Below are 15,799 nucleotides of genomic sequence, written 5' to 3'. Positions count from 1 at the left end.
ATACCCCCTCTTCTCGGCCGTCGTCCTGATGCTCGTCGTCTCAATCTCTGGCACAACGAGGCCCATGATGTTCTTGCTACGCAACTTTACCTCTGGATGGGCCCTGAGGGCGAATGCAGCTGACTTGACAGCAATGACTCCATCAACCGCCTTTGCAATTGCGATCTTCTGCGTCGCCCTTTCGTAGTCCCGCACGATCTTCGCCCTCACGTCCTTCGCCTCCTCGAGGATCTTGAAGAACTCGAGGATGAGGCCGTCGCGTTTCATTTTGAGAATCTTATATCCAGCCTCGGTCAACTTGATCTTCTTCTTGATCTCGAGGAGCTCGGACCTCGTCGGGTTAAGTTCACGCTTAACCATCGTCACTCACTCTTTCGATGCGCGGGGTGATACTTCTCGATGTACTTCCTATCGATTCGAGTTAGCTGGGACTCCGGTAGAGTTGCAAGCAGCTCCCACGCGATCTCGAGTGTCGTCTCGATGTCCCTGTCCTCTTCTCTGCCCTGCCTGACGAAGCGGCGTTCGAAGAGGTCGGCAAACTCGAGGAACTTCTTGTCCCTCTCAGAAAGCGAGTCCTTACCGACGATAGCGACTAGCCCCCGGAGGTCCCTACCCTCCGCATATGCGGCGTAGCACTGGTCTGAGACTGCCTTGTGATCCTCCCTTGTCAATCCTGGGCCAATACCAGCGTTCATCAACCTCGAAAGCGATGCACCGACGTTGATCGGCGGGTATATGCCGGCTCTGTGCAGGTCCCTCGCAGCCACGATTTGGCCCTCAGTGATATAACCCGTCAGGTCGGCGATCGGGTGAGTGATATCATCACCGGGCATCGAGAGAATCGGGATCTGCGTGATCGACCCTTTCTTTCCTTTGATTCTGCCAGCGCGTTCGTATAGCGTAGCGAGATCTGTGTACATGTAACCTGGATAACCCCTTCTTCCTGGTACCTCCTCTCTAGCAGCACCGATCTGACGTAACGCCTCACAGTAGTTCGTAATATCAGTGAGGATAACGAGAACATGCATGTTCAGCTCGAACGCGAGATATTCAGCCGTCGTGAGTGCCAGCCTTGGTGTGATGATCCTTTCGATCGCGGGGTCATCCGCGAGATTCATGAAGACAACGGCCCTCTTGAGTGCGCCAGTCCTTTCAAAATCCGCCATGAAGTACTGCGCTTCTTCGTTTGTAATTCCCATAGCTGCGAAGACGACAGCGAATTCCTCTTCCTTTCCACGGACCTTTGCCTGCCTCGCAATCTGAAGTGCGATATCGTTGTGTGGCAGGCCACTTCCCGAGAAAATCGGGAGCTTCTGTCCCCTGACAAGGGTGTTCATCCCGTCGATTGCTGAGATCCCTGTTTGAATGAATTCCTTTGGCTCGTCTCTCGCCCAGGGATTAATCGCCGAACCAACGATATCAAGACGTTCCTCTGGCACGATAGGCGGCCCTCCGTCGAGTGGTTCCCCTGACCCGGAGAGAATACGCCCGAGCATGTCCTGAGACACGGGCATCTTCATCGTCTCGCCGAGAAAGCGCACCCCCGACGATTTCTCGATGCCGGCAGTCCCTTCAAAGACCTGGATAACAACGAAGTCGTGCGATGTGTCAAGAACCTGCCCCCGCTTCACCGTCCCATCAGGTAGTGAGACGGCAGCGAGCTCCCCGTACCCCACAGGTTCTGTCTTTTCGACAAAGACAAGCGGGCCTGCGATCTGAGAGATTGTACGGTATTCTTTTGAGATCATGCCCTCCCCCCAAGACCTTCAAATTGAGATTCCATTTCCTTGTTGATCGCCTCGAGCTCTTCATCGACGTTCGGCTCGAACTTCGATTTTGTGAATCTAATTCTGACAGGTAGTTCCGTGATTGCCTCAACTGGTACGTCGGATTCTACCGCCCGTCTAGCAAGCTCGCTGAAGCGCTTGATCGTCTTCATGAAAACGTACTGCCTTTTGAGAGGCGTGTAGGTATCGACGGGGTGATACGCGTTCTGCTGGAGGAAAATCTCCCTGATCATTCTTGCGATTTCCAGGGTTAATTTCTGTTCTTCAGGCAACGCATCAGAACCAACGAGCTGGACGATCTCCTGCAGTTCAGCCTCCCTCTGAAGGACTTCCATAGCCCAGGCTCTGAGCTCGGGGAAGTCCTCGGCAACATTCTTCCGGAACCATGCATCCAGGTTCGAAGTGTATAATGAATACGAGGTCAGCCAGTTTATAGCAGGGAAGTGTCTTCGTTCCCTGAGCTTCGAATCGAGCGCCCAAAAGACTCTAACGATTCTGAGTGTGTTTTGCGTTACAGGTTCACTAAGGTCTCCGCCAGGCGGAGAGACAGCACCGACAACAGTAACCGATCCATTCAAACCAGATAAGGTCTCCACTTTGCCAGCCCTCTCGTAAAAGTCGGAGAGACGTGCTGCGAGATACGCTGGGAATCCCTCCTCACCAGGCATCTCCTCGAGTCTTGATGAAATCTCTCTCATCGCCTCTGCCCATCTCGACGTTGAATCTGCCATCAAAGAGACATCGTATCCCATATCACGGTAGTACTCAGCAATCGTCATGCCTGTATAGACTGATGCTTCTCTGGCAGCAACCGGCATGTTCGATGTATTGGCGATGAGGACGGTCCTCTCCATCAGTGGTTTTCCTGTTTTGGGGTCTTCCAGCTTCGGGAATGTTACGAGAACTTCGGTCATCTCGTTGCCTCTCTCACCGCAACCTATGTACACGACAACATCCGCGTCGCTCCACTTTGCAAGCTGCTGCTGCGTCACTGTCTTACCCGTGCCAAAACCACCGGGGATTGCACCAGTACCGCCTTTTGAGAGGGGGAAGAGTGTATCCAGAATCCTCTGTCCAGTTACAAGTGGAATATCGGGCATCGATTTACGAGCGATCGGCCTCGCTGTCCTCACAGGCCATTTCTGCATCATCGTCACTTCTTTTCCCGAAACGGAACATACTGGCTCCTCGACAGTGAACTGACCCTCTTTAATCCATTCAACTGTACCAGAAACATCTGGAGGAACCATGATCTTGTGATCCATATGGCCTTCCTTGACACTGCCAATAATAGCGCCTGGTTTGACCTCGTCACCTTTCTTCACAACAGGCACAAAATTCCACCGCTTCTTCCTATCTAGTCCTGGCGCTGTGACCCCCCGCTTGATGAAGTCGCCCATAGCGCTCATGAGAACCGGCAGAGGTCGCTGGACTCCATCATACACGCTACCTAGAAGCCCTGGACCTAATTCTGCAAGGAGCGGTTGCCCAGTGTCCAACACCTTTTCTCCCGGCCGCAACCCAGAAGTATCCTCATACACCTGGATGACCGTCTTGTCTCCATAGATTTTGATGACTTCGCCCATCAACTTTTCTTCGCCGACCAGGGCGACGTCATACATCCTCGGTGAAATTCCAGTCGCCGTAACGACCGGCCCGGCCACCCTGTAGATTTCGCCAACCTTTGCCATATCAATCCCTCTGCGTTTTATACAAATCGACACCGATAGCCCGTTTGACCTTGTCTCTCAGGTCGCCTTCCTCACGGCCCACTGGAACGACGACCGGCGCAATGTTCTCGAGCACTTTTTTCCGCGTGCTTGCACTTAATTTTTCAAGGATAGATGAGTCGATCGCCAATACGCCGATTGATGTGTCCTGTAGCAGCTCTAGCAATTTTTCTTCAAATTCCTTGACCCCTTCGGCTCTATAAACACGCGTAACACCTGCGAGCCGAAACCCGAGTATGAATTCCTCGTTGCCAAGTACGGCGATCTCCATCAAACCACCAATAAATTCTTTATTACTTCGATATCGAGCCCGCTTTCCTTTCCGCGGGCGATGATCCTAATATTATCGACCTCAATCTTTTTTCTTATAATATAATCGAGTACTGGTAGGATCGAGAGTGGATAAATGTGTGAGAATGTCTCAGATTGCTTCACGAGGTATTTCTGCAGTGCCAGCGTCACCTCGATCAGCGATCCCTTTTCCTTCGCAATGAGCAGCCCTTCTTTAATGTCCTCGTAGAAGGAGAACTTGGCGAGCTCCTCGACCAGACGGTCGAAGTTCTCGACACTTGCGAGGCGCAGTAACTCCTTTATCGTAAGCTCACTGCCGCCATCAATAAAATATCCCTTGCACCTTTCAGGTGGGACATTCTCGCGCTTCAGCTTGAGGAGCGTCTTTAGGTTTGTCACATCGATTTCTTTCTGAACGAATGCGAGAAAAAGCTTCCCTGGTTTTGTATTTGTTCTGATAGAGGCGAGAAGGCGAGAATAGTAGACCTTGTCGAAATATTCCTCGAGTGGCTCGAGCGTTCCACTTTCGCGGTAAGCTGCGATAACCTCCTCGGGGATCGTGATGCCCTCCTTTGTCCTCAGCGCTTCGAGGACTTCTTCCACGGTTTCGAGTGCGAGGAGGGTGTTTAGCGTGTCTTCACCAAGTCTTCCAGCTGGGACGAGATCCTCCTGTATCTCCTCTATGCTCGCACCGGAATACTTCCCCCTGAGGATTGTCTTGATGTTCCACTCGTCCCACCGTCCGAGATAGCCACAGATCATTTCCCGCAGCTCACCTCTACTGAACCCGATGATTTGGCTGTAAATCCTCGCGAGATTGCGGCTTGTTCCCAATTCAATTAGATCGACGCCTGAATACCTCGAGGCAAGCTCCGTCATCTCCACGTGGTACTGTGTCTCTCCGAGGAACCGACCGATTTCGTTCAGGTCCATCATGAGCAGCTTTGGATAGACATCCTTTGTGAGAAGAAGGCTCTTCTTTGCTTTGATCCTTGCGCAGACATATGCGTAATTTCCCTTCTTCCCCCAGAATCGCTGCATAGGTTCACCCGAACAGTATCGTCGAGATCTTCTTCATTTCCCTTTCCCAGATATCCTCGAGCATCGTCCGGAATCTGAAGTCCAGCCGCATTAAACCGTCTTCACTTTCGATGATCAATCCAGGTTCCATGTCATCTTCGACGACGGCAAGAACGGTAGCGTCTTTCTGGACTAGCGAGGCGTCACCCTTCGGGCAAACAATCCTCGGCCTTGGAATAATCGTCTTCGCACCTTCGACGATCTTGTTGTAAACCCTCGCCCTGCTCTCGCGATCCATTCCATAGATTTCACGAAGGGCTTCACTAAACGCGCGATCGAGCATCTCCTTTTTCGCGTTCAGAACGATCTTCTTCGCTTCCAACTCGGCACTCGAGATCTCTTGCTGGGCGAGACGTCGAGTAAGTTCCTCGAGCTGTTTCTCCTGCGCTCGCTTTTTCTTTGCGATCGATTCCTCGCACTCCTTCGATATCGAATCTCGCTCCCTTTGCGCCTCTGCAATTATCTTATCTGCCTCTGTTTTAGCTTTCTCTAGGATATCCCTGATTACAGTATCGAGCGCCATGATCAGGCTCCCTGTTGCGAATTGCTACCCTTATACCATCTTGGTCCACAGCAGAATCGCCATGACGAGCCCGAAAATGATGATCGTCTCTGGAATGACCATCAATACAAGGCCCTTCCCAAAGAGCTTCTCGTTCTCTGCCATGGCACCGACGGCTGCAGTACCGACGTCCTTCTCAGCAAGCCCCGCGCCGAGCCCAGCAAGACCGACCGCGAGACCTGCACCCAATGCGATCAAACCCGCTTCTATTGCCATTTCTTTCACACCTCCGTTGTATACTTTCTTCGGATTCTCAGTGGATTGAACTTAAGACCTCCACCCTCATAGAACTTCGTAAAGAATTCAACATATTGTAACCTGATCCCATGCAACCCCGCGGAGATCACCGCAAGGATAAAGATCATCATGTGTCCGACGGCGAAGACAGCGAAAGCGATAGCGACCATCACACCGCCACCGGGGGCGATCATCTCTATCGCGATCATGTTAAAGGCAAGGGCCATGCCTGCCTTCGACATCCCGATTGCCGCCAACCTTGAATACGACATGATATTGCTGACCAATCCAGGCAGTTCTAAAATAACACTCGCACCTTCTCCCTTGAACCCGATGATGATTCCGAGGATTAATGTGGTAAGACCACCAATCATCCTCGCGTCAGTCATGACCAAAGGTTTCGAAAGAACCAGCCCGTCCAGCAGGACTAACCCGAGCATTACAGCGCCGACTAAAATAAGAAGCCAACAGAGTTTCTCAAGAACCGCATGTCTCAGGCCATGTCGAATTGTGACGTTGATGAACCCAAGTGCATACCCGACGAAGAGATGAATGATACCGATCCAGACGCTTATGTACAAAAGCATTTTTACATCATGGAGCTTGCTAAAGAGGCCCAGTGGGATCGATAAAGCTCCGACCTCGATATGATGCGGGATTTCAATGCCGAGTAAGCTTGACCAGGTGATTTCACCATGAGGACTCGGTGCAAAGTGCAGACCAAAAGCTTCCCCAAACATGAATAGACCGAATATTATTGTGAATATACCGCCGAAGAAGAGCATTGTCGCGATCGTCCGCCACTCATTGCTCGTGCATTTTTTCAACCCTAGATAGCCAAGGATGACGAATGGAATCCCGTACCCAACATCCCCGACCATCAGACCAAAGAAGATCGGGAAGAAAATTGAGATCAGGGGGGTTGGATCGAGCTCGTTATATCTTGGCGTCGAGATCAGCTCAACGAGGTATTCGAAAAGATTGAATGGCCTCGGATTTTCGACCTTAACAGGCGCTTCATCCCTCTCATCCTCATGCCCTTCAGCTACTCTCCTTTCCCTCTTTTCGAGTATTTCTACGTAAATTCTCTCGCCGAGGCTGTCAGCAAATGTTTTCTTGAGTTGTTCTAAATTCTTTTCTGGTATCCATGCCTCGATGATAAAGGAGTGGGCACTCGCCCCGACCCTCAAAGGCGTTTCGGCTTTCTGCACGATGATACTGAGATGTTCTTCTGCCGCGAGCGCAAATGCAGCGTGCTTTTCCCTCAATTTCCCGAGTTTTTCTGATAAGTCAGCGATACTTTTCCGTAAAGTTTCCTCCTCCACAACAATGGACCTCAGGATCTCCTCTGGTCTTCCACTTCTTGGTGGTACAGGAAGTTCAGAAAACCCATGTTGAACGAGGATGCGCTGAGCTTCCTCGGCCTCATCTCTCGCTACAAACAACGCAATAAATCTCCCATCTTTGCTCTTGAACAATTCAAACTTCTCAATAGACTCCCTGATGACCCCTTCCGGATCAAATTTTATGTAACCAGTAAAGACGACTAGAGACTTGTAACCCCTATAGAGATCGAACTCTAGAGGCAAAGCGACAAAAGGCTCAATATTCTTTCTCTCCTGCTCTAATTCGCTCAACCGGACCTCGATTTTCTTCTTCGACTCGACAATATCTGAAATTTCCTGATGAAGCGTTTCAATCATCTGGTCGAGTTCTCTTGCGAGCACATCTGTTCTGATGCGCTCGATCTCCTTCACTTCCTCAATGCCAAGGTCTTTCTGCATCGCCCTCAATTTCAGCAGTTTCTGGGATGCATCAGATGCAGCTGGTAGCGGTGAGCCGAGTGTGAACCCTTTTTCATCCGATGGAAAGTCGATCAGATGCACGCATTCCATTTGGTACAGCAGGTCGACCGTTTTTTCTAAGAGGTCCTTAGAACCGACGACGAGAACTCTAACCATTTGTTCTGGTAGCAGCATCGATCGCCCTCTCAAAAGCGTTCTTTAGATAAAGTCTGATCTCTGGGATGCGCTCATCGGCCAGTTTCTTGATCTTCTCAGCCTCCTCCCGCCCCCGTTTGAGGATTTCTTCTTTTTGAGATGCGATGCGGCTTCTTTCCCTGGAAACAGCTAATTCAAACTCGGCCTTGAGCTTCTCCTCGCTCTCTCTCATTCTTTCCGCGGCTTCCCGCCGGGCGGTGGCGACAATTATTTTTCTCCTTTCCTGAGCCTCCCGGACGATTTGTTCTGCCTCTTCTTCCGCTTTCTTGATTTCGAGAAGCGTTTCAGCTCGTGTCACCAGACTCTCCCCGGATAGCTGCGAGTTGAACATCCTTGTCGTATTTATACGTTTAGTTATTTGATCGTCGAGCAGTCGAAAATAACTTTATTTATAGCCAGATATTTGGACGGTTGGTTCCGCAGGCACTTCGGCGTTCGCCGAACATTATCCCTCAAATTTGCGAACACGGACGTTGCTTTCGCTTAGGATTTTCTTAGAGAGTTCGTCGATGTATTCATCTTTGTAAACGACTTCTTCGATCCCAGCGTTGACGAGGATCTTCGCACACAGGACGCACGGAAAATTCGTCGTGTAAATCGTGGCACCCTTAATACTCACGCCAAAATATGCCGCCTGGATGACCGCGTTCTGTTCAGCGTGTACCCCACGGCATAGTTCGTGTCTCGTTCCCGACTCGATGTGGTTTTGCGCCCTTACGCAACCGACTTCCCCACAGTGCTTTAGACCACGAGGTGCACCGTTGTAGCCTGTCGTAAGCACCCTTTTCTCTTTTACGATCACGGCACCAACCTGCCTACGAAGACAGGTCGACCGTGTGGCTACAAGCTCCGCCATTTTCATGAAGTACGTATCGTTATCGGGTCTCGTCATTGTCACAAGGCGTATTGTCGATTCCTATATCCAATTTTTGCATCTCGAAAGACGGCGCAAACACCGAATCATTAGGCCCCACGAGAAGCCCAATTATTTATAATAAGAGATGCTGATCAGCAACTTGGTCAGTGACACAATGGTCGTTAAGGCGATACGGAGGGTGCTAGTTAATATCGGAATCGCTGCAGCTACGATTATGATTATTCTCTTGGTGCTTTTCGCCTATAGTTCAGTCTGGCCCCCGCTCGTCGTTGTCGAGTCGAGCAGCATGCAACACAGCGACTCGAGGAGTTCCATCGGTGTCATCGATACGGGAGACATCGTGATTGTGAAAAAAGCGCGTGGCGATAACATCATAACCTATATCGATGGGATTGAAAGAGGCCACATAACATACGGTGAATATGGCGATGTCATTGTATATAGGAAGGGTGATAATTCTCCTTCTACGCCGGTCATTCACAGGGCGATTTGCAAGATCATTTACAATGCCACCGGTGGCGGTTTCGATATTCCCTCACTTGCATCACTTCCAGATTGGCAATGGAAAGTTCTACCAACAGGGGATCATACATGGTGGAATCTTCGGACTGCCGTCGAGATTTATGGAATTGGATATCTGAATGTAACGCTTCGACTCGACCTCCGCAGCATACTCCAGTACTTTGAGTCGCGAGATATGACACCTCACGGTGGCTATATCACGATGGGCGATCACAATGTTTTCAGCGAGGGTGGCGTCCTCTACGGATACTATGATCAAATCTCGATTTTTCGCGAGCCTGTAAAGGATGAATGGGTTATCGGAAAGGCGCGAGGGGAGATACCGTGGTTTGGGTTGCTCAAGCTATGGGTCAGCGGGACTGCGCCTCAAAACATCCCCGAGAACAGTAAAACAAACTTATTCATCACAATCGCCGTCGTTATTATCGTACCGATCGGGATCGACATCCTCAATGTTGTTCTAAAAAGAAGGGGAATGGAAATCTTTGGCTGGACCAAGAAATTCAGCCTCAGACACCCCTCTAAAAGAAAGGGAGATAATGAGTTACCGAGAATAAAAGACCATGACATGGACGAGAAGCGTGCAGCGACCAAGACTAATAAAAACAGGGAAGGGGGGAAGGGGCCTCCGAAAATTGATAAAAAAATGGCACAACAAGAAAAAGGGAAAGATAGGGGAAAAGGCGGATCGAGACGAGAATGAATCGTACTTAACTAGTCCCGCACTGAGAGATGTATAATTAAATCAACGTAGTTTGAGTCTTGGGTTTAAAGTTCTTGAGGCCCTGGAGCATCTCGTCCTCCTCCAGTATTTTCTTTGCGTCATGAGGCGGAACACTCAGCTCAATTTCTTTGGTCCGACCACCTCTACCGAACGATTTGACGCGGGCATGGATGATACCGAGCATGTCTAGTTCCGAGATAAGGTCAGTGATCCTCCTCTGCGTCAGCACACTTACACCAACGGCCCTACACAACTCTCTATAAACCTCGTAAACGTCCCCTGTCGTAAGCCTTTCCCGACCTTTCTCTTCGTTTACTACAATACTCATGAGCACGAGTTTCGACTGCGTTGGCAACGTCCTAATCGCCTCTGTAACACAATCGAGCTCGATTTTGTTTTTTGCTTTGTATACATGCGCTTCTGTGATCTTATCATCGCGGTTGCGTTCTGCGATCTCTGCTGCAACCCTCAATAGATCGAGTGCACGCCGCGCATCACCGTGTTCCTGTGCCGCTAGGGCTGCGCAAAGCGGGATAACACTTGACTCCAAGACCCCCTCTTCGAACGCAAGTGCGGCCCTCTGCTTGAGTATGTCTTGTAGTTGCTCAGCGTTATACGGTGGAAAGACCATTTTTTCTTCGCCAAGACGGCTTTTGACGCGGGGGTCGAGGAATTCAGTGAAAGTGAGGTCGTTAGAGATGCCGATTAGCGATACCTTGGCTTTCACGAGGTCATCGTTTATCTTTGACAAGTGATAGAGAATATCGTCACCGCTTTTGTAAACCAATTTATCGATTTCGTCCAAAACAATGATGTTGACTTTCCCCTCCTCTTCGATTCTCTCCCGAAAAATGTTATAGAGTCTTTCTGTGCTCCAACCAGTAAACGGAATTCTCTCACCGAAATCGCTGATCAATCTGTTCCCGATGTTCTGGAGTACTCCGTATTGAGTGTCAACGACTTCGCAATTCATATAGAAAAAGTTAACGCGGTTTGATGTGGCGTCGGCCTTCCTAATCTCATTTCCCAGATACTTCACGCATGCTGTTTTTCCCGTTCCCGTTTTCCCAAAGATTAACACGTTCGAAGGCCTATCGCCCCGCAAAGCTGTAGCGAGAACTGCTGCCAATTGGCTGATCTGTTGCTGTCTATGAGGAAGTTCATCTGGTATATACGATGGTCGTAAGATCTCTCGATTTCTTTTAAATAATGACTTTGACTTGAGATACGGTTGAAAGATGTTCTCATCCAAGGGCACTCCCCCCATATGGCTGAAGGTGCGGGAACAAAAATATCCCACCCCTTCATTTCGATTGGAGATCATATCGAGATCCGATTACCGGAATGAATAGGTTGGTTGATTACAAGAACTTTATTTTTATTTTGCACACACAAATGACCGGAACACTGGTTCAATAAAATGTTGTTGCTGGCTGTTGATCTTGTTCGGCCCAACCCCTTCGTTTCCTGTGGAAGTTTAGCCTCGGCCGATCCCGACAATTCGTATAGGGTTTTTTCTCATCTGGCAACATAAATTAATGCATGACTGCTTAACGGAGAATCGGAATTACCAACTTCATGTGTAGGATTTGGATGCAGAAGGTTGATGCCACGAAATTATGAATACTAAAAATCTGTTATTAGATTTAAAAATAGGAGGGGAAATTTTGATTTGCAGCCACGAAGAAGATATTATTATTGTTAAGCTTGAGGACGGCGAGGATGTGCATTCAAGCCTAATTGAAGTGTCAAAGAGATATGATGTAAAGAACGGTTGGGTTCTTGGCGGGGTGGGTATACTAAGGGAGTTCACCCTTGGCTACTTCACAGGAAAAGAATACATCAAAAAATATTTTGAAAAACCACATGAATTATTGTCCCTATCGGGTTCAATAACAATTGGTACAGAGGTACCAATACATCTTCACTGTTCTGTCTCTAGCGATCAATTCGAAGCATTTGGGGGACATCTTTTTAAGGGGACGGTTAACGTACTTAATGAAGTATTGATCAGAAAGTTTACAAAGATAGAACTAGGACGGCGTTTAAATCCGAAGACAGGATACTTTGAACTGGACATAAAGTGTAGTGAAGAGATGTGATTAGAACATTGGATATTTCCAGGCTTTGTGCGGGCTTTAGCTACCCCACTTCAATCAAATAACTTCAAATAACGATATTGATTAATATTTCCTAAAAAAGCTAAGAGATTTGAATATGAGTTGGCAAACGGCAGCGATCATTACAACTAATGAAAAAGTCGCAGAACTTGAAGAACTTGCAGCATCTGCGGGATATGAAGTGATTTATGAGATTATTCAACGTAGGAATATCCCCGATTCGTCGACGTTCATAGGAAAAGGAAAGATCGACGAGGTCAGGACCGTTCTTCGATGCAGGGCCGTAGATACGATCATAGTTAATGGGGATCTAAAACCGTCACAACAATACAATCTCGAAAGGATGTTGAATATCAAATGCATAGATCGAGTGAGCTTAGTTCTCGAGATCTTTGCAAGTCGTGCCAATAGCAAAGAAGCAAAGTTACAGGTCGAGAAGGCCAGACTTAAGTATGAAATTCCATTCATTAGGGATTGGATCCACCGGACGAAAAAAGGGGAGAGGGCAGGTCATTTTTCTAGCGGCGACTACGAAGCGGCGGTTTACTACGATCTTATTAAGAAGAGGATAAGAAAAATTGATGATGAGCTGAAAAAACTGAGAGAAAACAATCTCTATATAGGATTCAAAAAGAAAATTAGGCCGCCAGTCGTCTCTTTAGCTGGTTATACGAACGCAGGCAAGTCGAGCCTATTCATTAGCCTTACTAAAAAAGATACTATAGTTGAGCCGAAAATGTTCTCCACATTGAAACCGCTGAGAGGGCGTATTGCGAATATCAAGGAGGATCTTATTTTAATAGATACAATTGGTTTTCTGGATAATCTTCCTGTTTTTCTTATCGAATCTTTTAGAAACACGATTGATGAGATTTTCGCTGCTGACCTTGTGTTACTTGTTTTAGATATCTCAGATCCAATTTCTGAGATAGAAAGAAAACTCAATGCATCGATGAAAATCCTGCTACCCGATGTAGACTTTAGAAAAGTGGTTGTCGTTCTGAATAAAATCGACAAGTTAGACTCTCTAGAGGTTGAGGAAAGGATGAGGTTTGTTTCAAATAGAATCCAATCAAATAATATCGTTGCCGTCTCCGCTTCAACAAAAGCTGGAATCGAATCCCTTATTGAGAGAATCAAGGGCTACTTTGAAGCTTTTGATCATTTAAAATCAGATATTCGGCACGTCACAGAAACAAGCTATCTGGCCTCTTGACTCAGCTCGAGAAATAACAGTCAATGCTATTATTTACGATGGCACTGTTAATGTCTCTACATATTGCGAAAAGTTGCCAGGGGCTTAACACTCGACGATATTAAACCTAGTCGTTCAAAAGTTAAAACTCGTGGAGTTGCACGTGGTGTACGCCGTGGGAGACATATTTCCAGTGGAAATAAAGGGGTCTCCCCCTTATAAGAACGATCGTCCGATTTATTACAAAATCTATTTTATATAAGATTCTTTTATTTTATTTTCAGTTCATTCCGCTTCAAGTCAAGTTCTCTTTGATATTTCGATGGGAGTTTCCAGGCCATATACTCAATTTCGTCAAGATTCGTAATGAATTCGGACTTACTTCTCGTGGCGAGTAATTTTCTATATTTCGTGAGGATCGATAAGAACTTCCAAAGCCAAGCGCCCCCTAAAAGGGCAAAAATTAATCCAACTAGAAGCAACCAATAAGCCCATCCAGTCGTAACAAAAAGGACACCCATGAAAAGGGACATCAAAGCGATTCCTAGGAGGGCAAGGCCGAGCAGTGAGAGACATATAGAAAACACGGGTGCCAACTCAACATGTATCGGTTTCCCCATAGTCAACGCATGGGCGAGGCGGCTCTTCAATTTTCTGGCGTTCAACAACCCTTATTCATTAGCCCCAGAGTCAATGACAAACGATAAAAATGAATTCTGTATGTGACGGGGATAAGTTTGATTGTAACCGCAAGCTCCACCTCTTTTGTTGAAAATATGCACGACTGATGACACTAGACCGTAAGGTCGTAGTCCTCTGTGTATTGGCGGCGGTGAACATCAGTGTGCTCCTCCTCATTACGGACTTCAGTGTCCACACGATTGCAAATTTTGAAGAACTTCCTAATGAGAAAGGCCAACGCGTCCATCTGATCTGCTCGATCGAAAGTATCCGGAAGAGTGAGAATGGTTGGATCCTCCAACTCTCCGATTTGTTCGGCCACGAAATTCGTGCCTTCTGCGAATTCTCGTTGGTGGAAGAAGAAGGATTAGATCTTCAACCAGTGGTGGAAGTGATTGCGGATGTCGGGGAGAGCGGAGATTTCGTTTTCATCAAATCGATCGAGCCCTACGATCTCGATATGGTGAATTCGCCGACCTCTCTTTTGCACCATTGTTGAACAAGATATCATTTGGGTCATTCTACTGACTCGTTTGTCCTCGCGGTGTTTGCGAAAAATTAAAGAACAATTTCTGCCCGTGTCTCCCAGGTCAGAGTGAAACGAAATGATCGTTGCGTTCGACGATACCGATTCGACAGAGGGTATGTGCACAACTTTTCTCGCGACCAAGATCATCGAGGAGCTTGAAAGCTACGATCTTATCGGATTCCCTCGCCTCGTCCGCCTCAATCCCGCTGTACCATGGAAGACGCGCGGGAATGGGGCGATTGCCATGCGTTTTGGACATGGGCGGGGGAAGAAGACCCAAATTGGTATGATCTCTGGGTCACCAGTTTATTCGTATGAGCGGGGAGAGAGCGACGTGAAGCTTGAGGAAGTCGCCCAACGCTGTGGCGAAGTCCTCAAGCGGTGGGCGAGGACGGAGGAGGGAGCGAGCCCTGGCCTCGTCGTCACGAGGACGAAACCACGGGAATCTTTCTACTGGAACGCTGTACGCAGTATCGTGGAAAGGGGACTTGTAGAGGAGGAACTGAAAAGAATCGGTGCGATTAAATTCGAACTCTCCGGTGGAAGGGGAATCATTGGTGCGACAGCCGCAGCCGCCTGGCGGCCAAAAGATCGGACCTATGAAATCATTACTTACCGCTTCGAGAATAAGTGGGGGACAGAACGTGAAATCGATGAGAGCACCGTGAAGTCATTGGACTCAACATTTCCATCGACGTTTAACAATTATGATCTTGGGCAGGAGAGAATCGCGATCGCGCCACATTCGCCATGTCCCATCCTTTTTGGCATCAGGGGTGACGATGTGAATGAACTCGTCCCTGCGATGCAATCGATTAAGGGCGAACCTGCAGAACGATGGCTCATTTACCTCACCAATCAGGGTACGGACGACCACATCATTACAGATTGGAGGGAATTAACTCCGTGCAGGTCTTATGCTGTTAAAGGCGTTGTACTCGGAGGACCTACTACGATCAAGGGAGGGCATGTAGTGTTCAAGATGCTACCAGACCAGTATCGAATGCCGATTGATTGTACGGCGTATGAACCTTCAAAAAGTTTCAGGGATGTAATTAGAGCGCTGAATCCCGGCGATCGGATCGTCGTTTACGGGGAGTTGAGGGACGAACCCAGAACCCTTAACATCGAAAAATTGAGAGTCCTTGATTTAGTAGAATCGAGGGAAAAGACTGGGAATCCAGTTTGCCCTTCCTGCGGGAAGCGCATGAAATCGATTGGAAGAAGCGCTGGCTATCGGTGTCGCCGATGCGGAAGTAAGGCATCCGAAGCAGATGCTGATTACCGCATTGTCCCGCGGCCAATCCAGATCGGGTGGTACGAACCTCCAGTTTGTTCCCGCAGACACCTGAGCAAGCCGCTAAAGAGAGTTCTGCAAAAGCCATTACGATTTTGTCGATCGCCGACAGAAACTCAGGCAATTTTAAAATAATCACCAACTGTTAGTCACGCAGCGAAGTCCGA

17 protein-coding genes are annotated in these 15,799 nt (G+C 48.3%); 5 read left to right on the top strand and 12 right to left on the bottom strand.

All coding sequences use genetic code 11. The annotated features are described in order from the left end of the window. The 10 genes from QHH00_05060 to QHH00_05015 form a co-directional block, all read right to left on the bottom strand. The coding region (locus tag QHH00_05060) for a V-type ATP synthase subunit D (protein ID MDH7508752.1) at nucleotides 1–360 on the bottom strand (360 nt) is incomplete at its 3' end. 2 nt (nucleotides 361–362) lie between these two features. After that, the gene (locus QHH00_05055) at nucleotides 363–1,748 is read right to left on the bottom strand and encodes an ATP synthase subunit B (protein MDH7508751.1); all 1,386 of its coding nucleotides are present in this window, start codon (nucleotides 1,746–1,748) and stop codon (nucleotides 363–365) included. Then, nucleotides 1,745–3,478, bottom strand: a complete 1,734-nt coding sequence (locus tag QHH00_05050) for a V-type ATP synthase subunit A (GenBank protein ID MDH7508750.1) — start codon at nucleotides 3,476–3,478, stop codon at nucleotides 1,745–1,747. The genes QHH00_05055 and QHH00_05050 overlap by 4 nt, the downstream gene beginning before the upstream one ends. Nucleotide 3,479: 1 nt before the next feature. Further along, nucleotides 3,480–3,788 (bottom strand): V-type ATP synthase subunit F, encoded by a 309-nt coding sequence (locus QHH00_05045; protein ID MDH7508749.1) that lies wholly within the window; start codon nucleotides 3,786–3,788, stop codon nucleotides 3,480–3,482. Continuing rightward, nucleotides 3,788–4,849: an ATP synthase A1 subunit C gene (gene ahaC / locus QHH00_05040; protein ID MDH7508748.1), complete on the bottom strand. Its 1,062-nt coding sequence runs from the start codon at nucleotides 4,847–4,849 to the stop codon at nucleotides 3,788–3,790. The genes QHH00_05045 and ahaC overlap by 1 nt, the downstream gene beginning before the upstream one ends. Before the next feature lie 4 nt (nucleotides 4,850–4,853). Beyond that, nucleotides 4,854–5,411: a V-type ATP synthase subunit E family protein gene (locus QHH00_05035; protein ID MDH7508747.1), complete on the bottom strand. Its 558-nt coding sequence runs from the start codon at nucleotides 5,409–5,411 to the stop codon at nucleotides 4,854–4,856. 30 nt (nucleotides 5,412–5,441) lie between these two features. Further along, entirely contained in the window at nucleotides 5,442–5,666 is a 225-nt protein-coding gene (locus QHH00_05030) for an ATPase (GenBank protein MDH7508746.1), read from the bottom strand. 5 nt (nucleotides 5,667–5,671) lie between these two features. Then, complete coding sequence (locus QHH00_05025) at nucleotides 5,672–7,666, bottom strand: V-type ATP synthase subunit I (GenBank protein ID MDH7508745.1); 1,995 nt, start codon at nucleotides 7,664–7,666, stop codon at nucleotides 5,672–5,674. Next, nucleotides 7,641–7,985 carry a hypothetical protein gene (locus QHH00_05020; protein ID MDH7508744.1) on the bottom strand — a complete coding sequence of 115 codons (345 nt, stop codon included), beginning with the start codon at nucleotides 7,983–7,985 and terminating at the stop codon, nucleotides 7,641–7,643. Before QHH00_05020 ends, QHH00_05025 begins: the two co-directional genes overlap by 26 nt. 147 nt (nucleotides 7,986–8,132) lie before the next feature. Next, a complete protein-coding gene (locus QHH00_05015) occupies nucleotides 8,133–8,579 on the bottom strand; it encodes a cytidine/deoxycytidylate deaminase family protein (GenBank protein MDH7508743.1) in 447 nt (148 codons plus the stop codon). 124 nt (nucleotides 8,580–8,703) lie between these two features. Between QHH00_05015 and QHH00_05010 the strand changes: the two genes are divergently transcribed. Continuing rightward, on the top strand, nucleotides 8,704–9,789 hold the full coding sequence (locus QHH00_05010; protein MDH7508742.1) for a S26 family signal peptidase: 1,086 nt from the start codon (nucleotides 8,704–8,706) through the stop codon (nucleotides 9,787–9,789). 37 nt (nucleotides 9,790–9,826) lie between these two features. Here the strand turns inward: QHH00_05010 and QHH00_05005 are convergent, their stop codons facing one another. Further along, complete coding sequence (locus QHH00_05005; protein MDH7508741.1) at nucleotides 9,827–11,068, bottom strand: ORC1-type DNA replication protein; 1,242 nt, start codon at nucleotides 11,066–11,068, stop codon at nucleotides 9,827–9,829. Nucleotides 11,069–11,429: 361 nt separating this feature from the next. On the opposite strand from QHH00_05005, the gene QHH00_05000 reads away from it, so the two are divergent. Next, nucleotides 11,430–11,912: a DNA-binding protein gene (locus QHH00_05000; GenBank protein MDH7508740.1), complete on the top strand. Its 483-nt coding sequence runs from the start codon at nucleotides 11,430–11,432 to the stop codon at nucleotides 11,910–11,912. 115 nt (nucleotides 11,913–12,027) lie between these two features. After that, nucleotides 12,028–13,146, top strand: a complete 1,119-nt coding sequence (gene hflX, locus QHH00_04995) for a GTPase HflX (GenBank protein ID MDH7508739.1) — start codon at nucleotides 12,028–12,030, stop codon at nucleotides 13,144–13,146. A 248-nt stretch (nucleotides 13,147–13,394) separates the two neighbouring features. On the opposite strand, the gene QHH00_04990 is transcribed toward hflX, so the two are convergent. Then, nucleotides 13,395–13,790 (bottom strand): DUF3198 domain-containing protein, encoded by a 396-nt coding sequence (locus QHH00_04990; protein MDH7508738.1) that lies wholly within the window; start codon nucleotides 13,788–13,790, stop codon nucleotides 13,395–13,397. Nucleotides 13,791–13,912: 122 nt separating this feature from the next. Between QHH00_04990 and QHH00_04985 the strand changes: the two genes are divergently transcribed. Both QHH00_04985 and QHH00_04980 read left to right on the top strand, forming a co-directional pair. Beyond that, on the top strand, nucleotides 13,913–14,305 hold the full coding sequence (locus QHH00_04985; GenBank protein MDH7508737.1) for a hypothetical protein: 393 nt from the start codon (nucleotides 13,913–13,915) through the stop codon (nucleotides 14,303–14,305). Nucleotides 14,306–14,411: 106 nt separating this feature from the next. Beyond that, on the top strand, nucleotides 14,412–15,767 hold the full coding sequence (locus QHH00_04980; protein MDH7508736.1) for a tRNA(Ile)(2)-agmatinylcytidine synthase: 1,356 nt from the start codon (nucleotides 14,412–14,414) through the stop codon (nucleotides 15,765–15,767). The last annotated feature ends 32 nt before the right edge of the window (nucleotides 15,768–15,799 follow it).

It is taken from the genome of Methanomassiliicoccales archaeon (assembly GCA_029907465.1).
Taxonomy (GTDB): Archaea; Thermoplasmatota; Thermoplasmata; order Methanomassiliicoccales; family JACIVX01; genus JACIVX01.
Note: the sequence above shows the minus strand (reverse complement) of the source record. Positions and strands in the feature narration are given on the sequence as shown.

Coding starts and splice junctions, on each gene's coding strand:
- QHH00_05035 (MDH7508747.1), bottom strand. CDS start 5,411: ATGGCGCTCGATACTGTAATCAGGGATATCCTAGAGAAAGCTAAAACA.
- hflX (MDH7508739.1), top strand. CDS start 12,028: ATGAGTTGGCAAACGGCAGCGATCATTACAACTAATGAAAAAGTCGCA.
- QHH00_05030 (MDH7508746.1), bottom strand. CDS start 5,666: ATGGCAATAGAAGCGGGTTTGATCGCATTGGGTGCAGGTCTCGCGGTC.
- QHH00_04980 (MDH7508736.1), top strand. CDS start 14,412: ATGATCGTTGCGTTCGACGATACCGATTCGACAGAGGGTATGTGCACA.
- QHH00_05025 (MDH7508745.1), bottom strand. CDS start 7,666: ATGCTGCTACCAGAACAAATGGTTAGAGTTCTCGTCGTCGGTTCTAAG.
- ahaC (MDH7508748.1), bottom strand. CDS start 4,849: ATGCAGCGATTCTGGGGGAAGAAGGGAAATTACGCATATGTCTGCGCA.
- QHH00_05045 (MDH7508749.1), bottom strand. CDS start 3,788: ATGGAGATCGCCGTACTTGGCAACGAGGAATTCATACTCGGGTTTCGG.
- QHH00_05000 (MDH7508740.1), top strand. CDS start 11,430: ATGAATACTAAAAATCTGTTATTAGATTTAAAAATAGGAGGGGAAATT.
- QHH00_05055 (MDH7508751.1), bottom strand. CDS start 1,748: ATGATCTCAAAAGAATACCGTACAATCTCTCAGATCGCAGGCCCGCTT.
- QHH00_05015 (MDH7508743.1), bottom strand. CDS start 8,579: ATGACGAGACCCGATAACGATACGTACTTCATGAAAATGGCGGAGCTT.
- QHH00_05050 (MDH7508750.1), bottom strand. CDS start 3,478: ATGGCAAAGGTTGGCGAAATCTACAGGGTGGCCGGGCCGGTCGTTACG.
- QHH00_04985 (MDH7508737.1), top strand. CDS start 13,913: ATGACACTAGACCGTAAGGTCGTAGTCCTCTGTGTATTGGCGGCGGTG.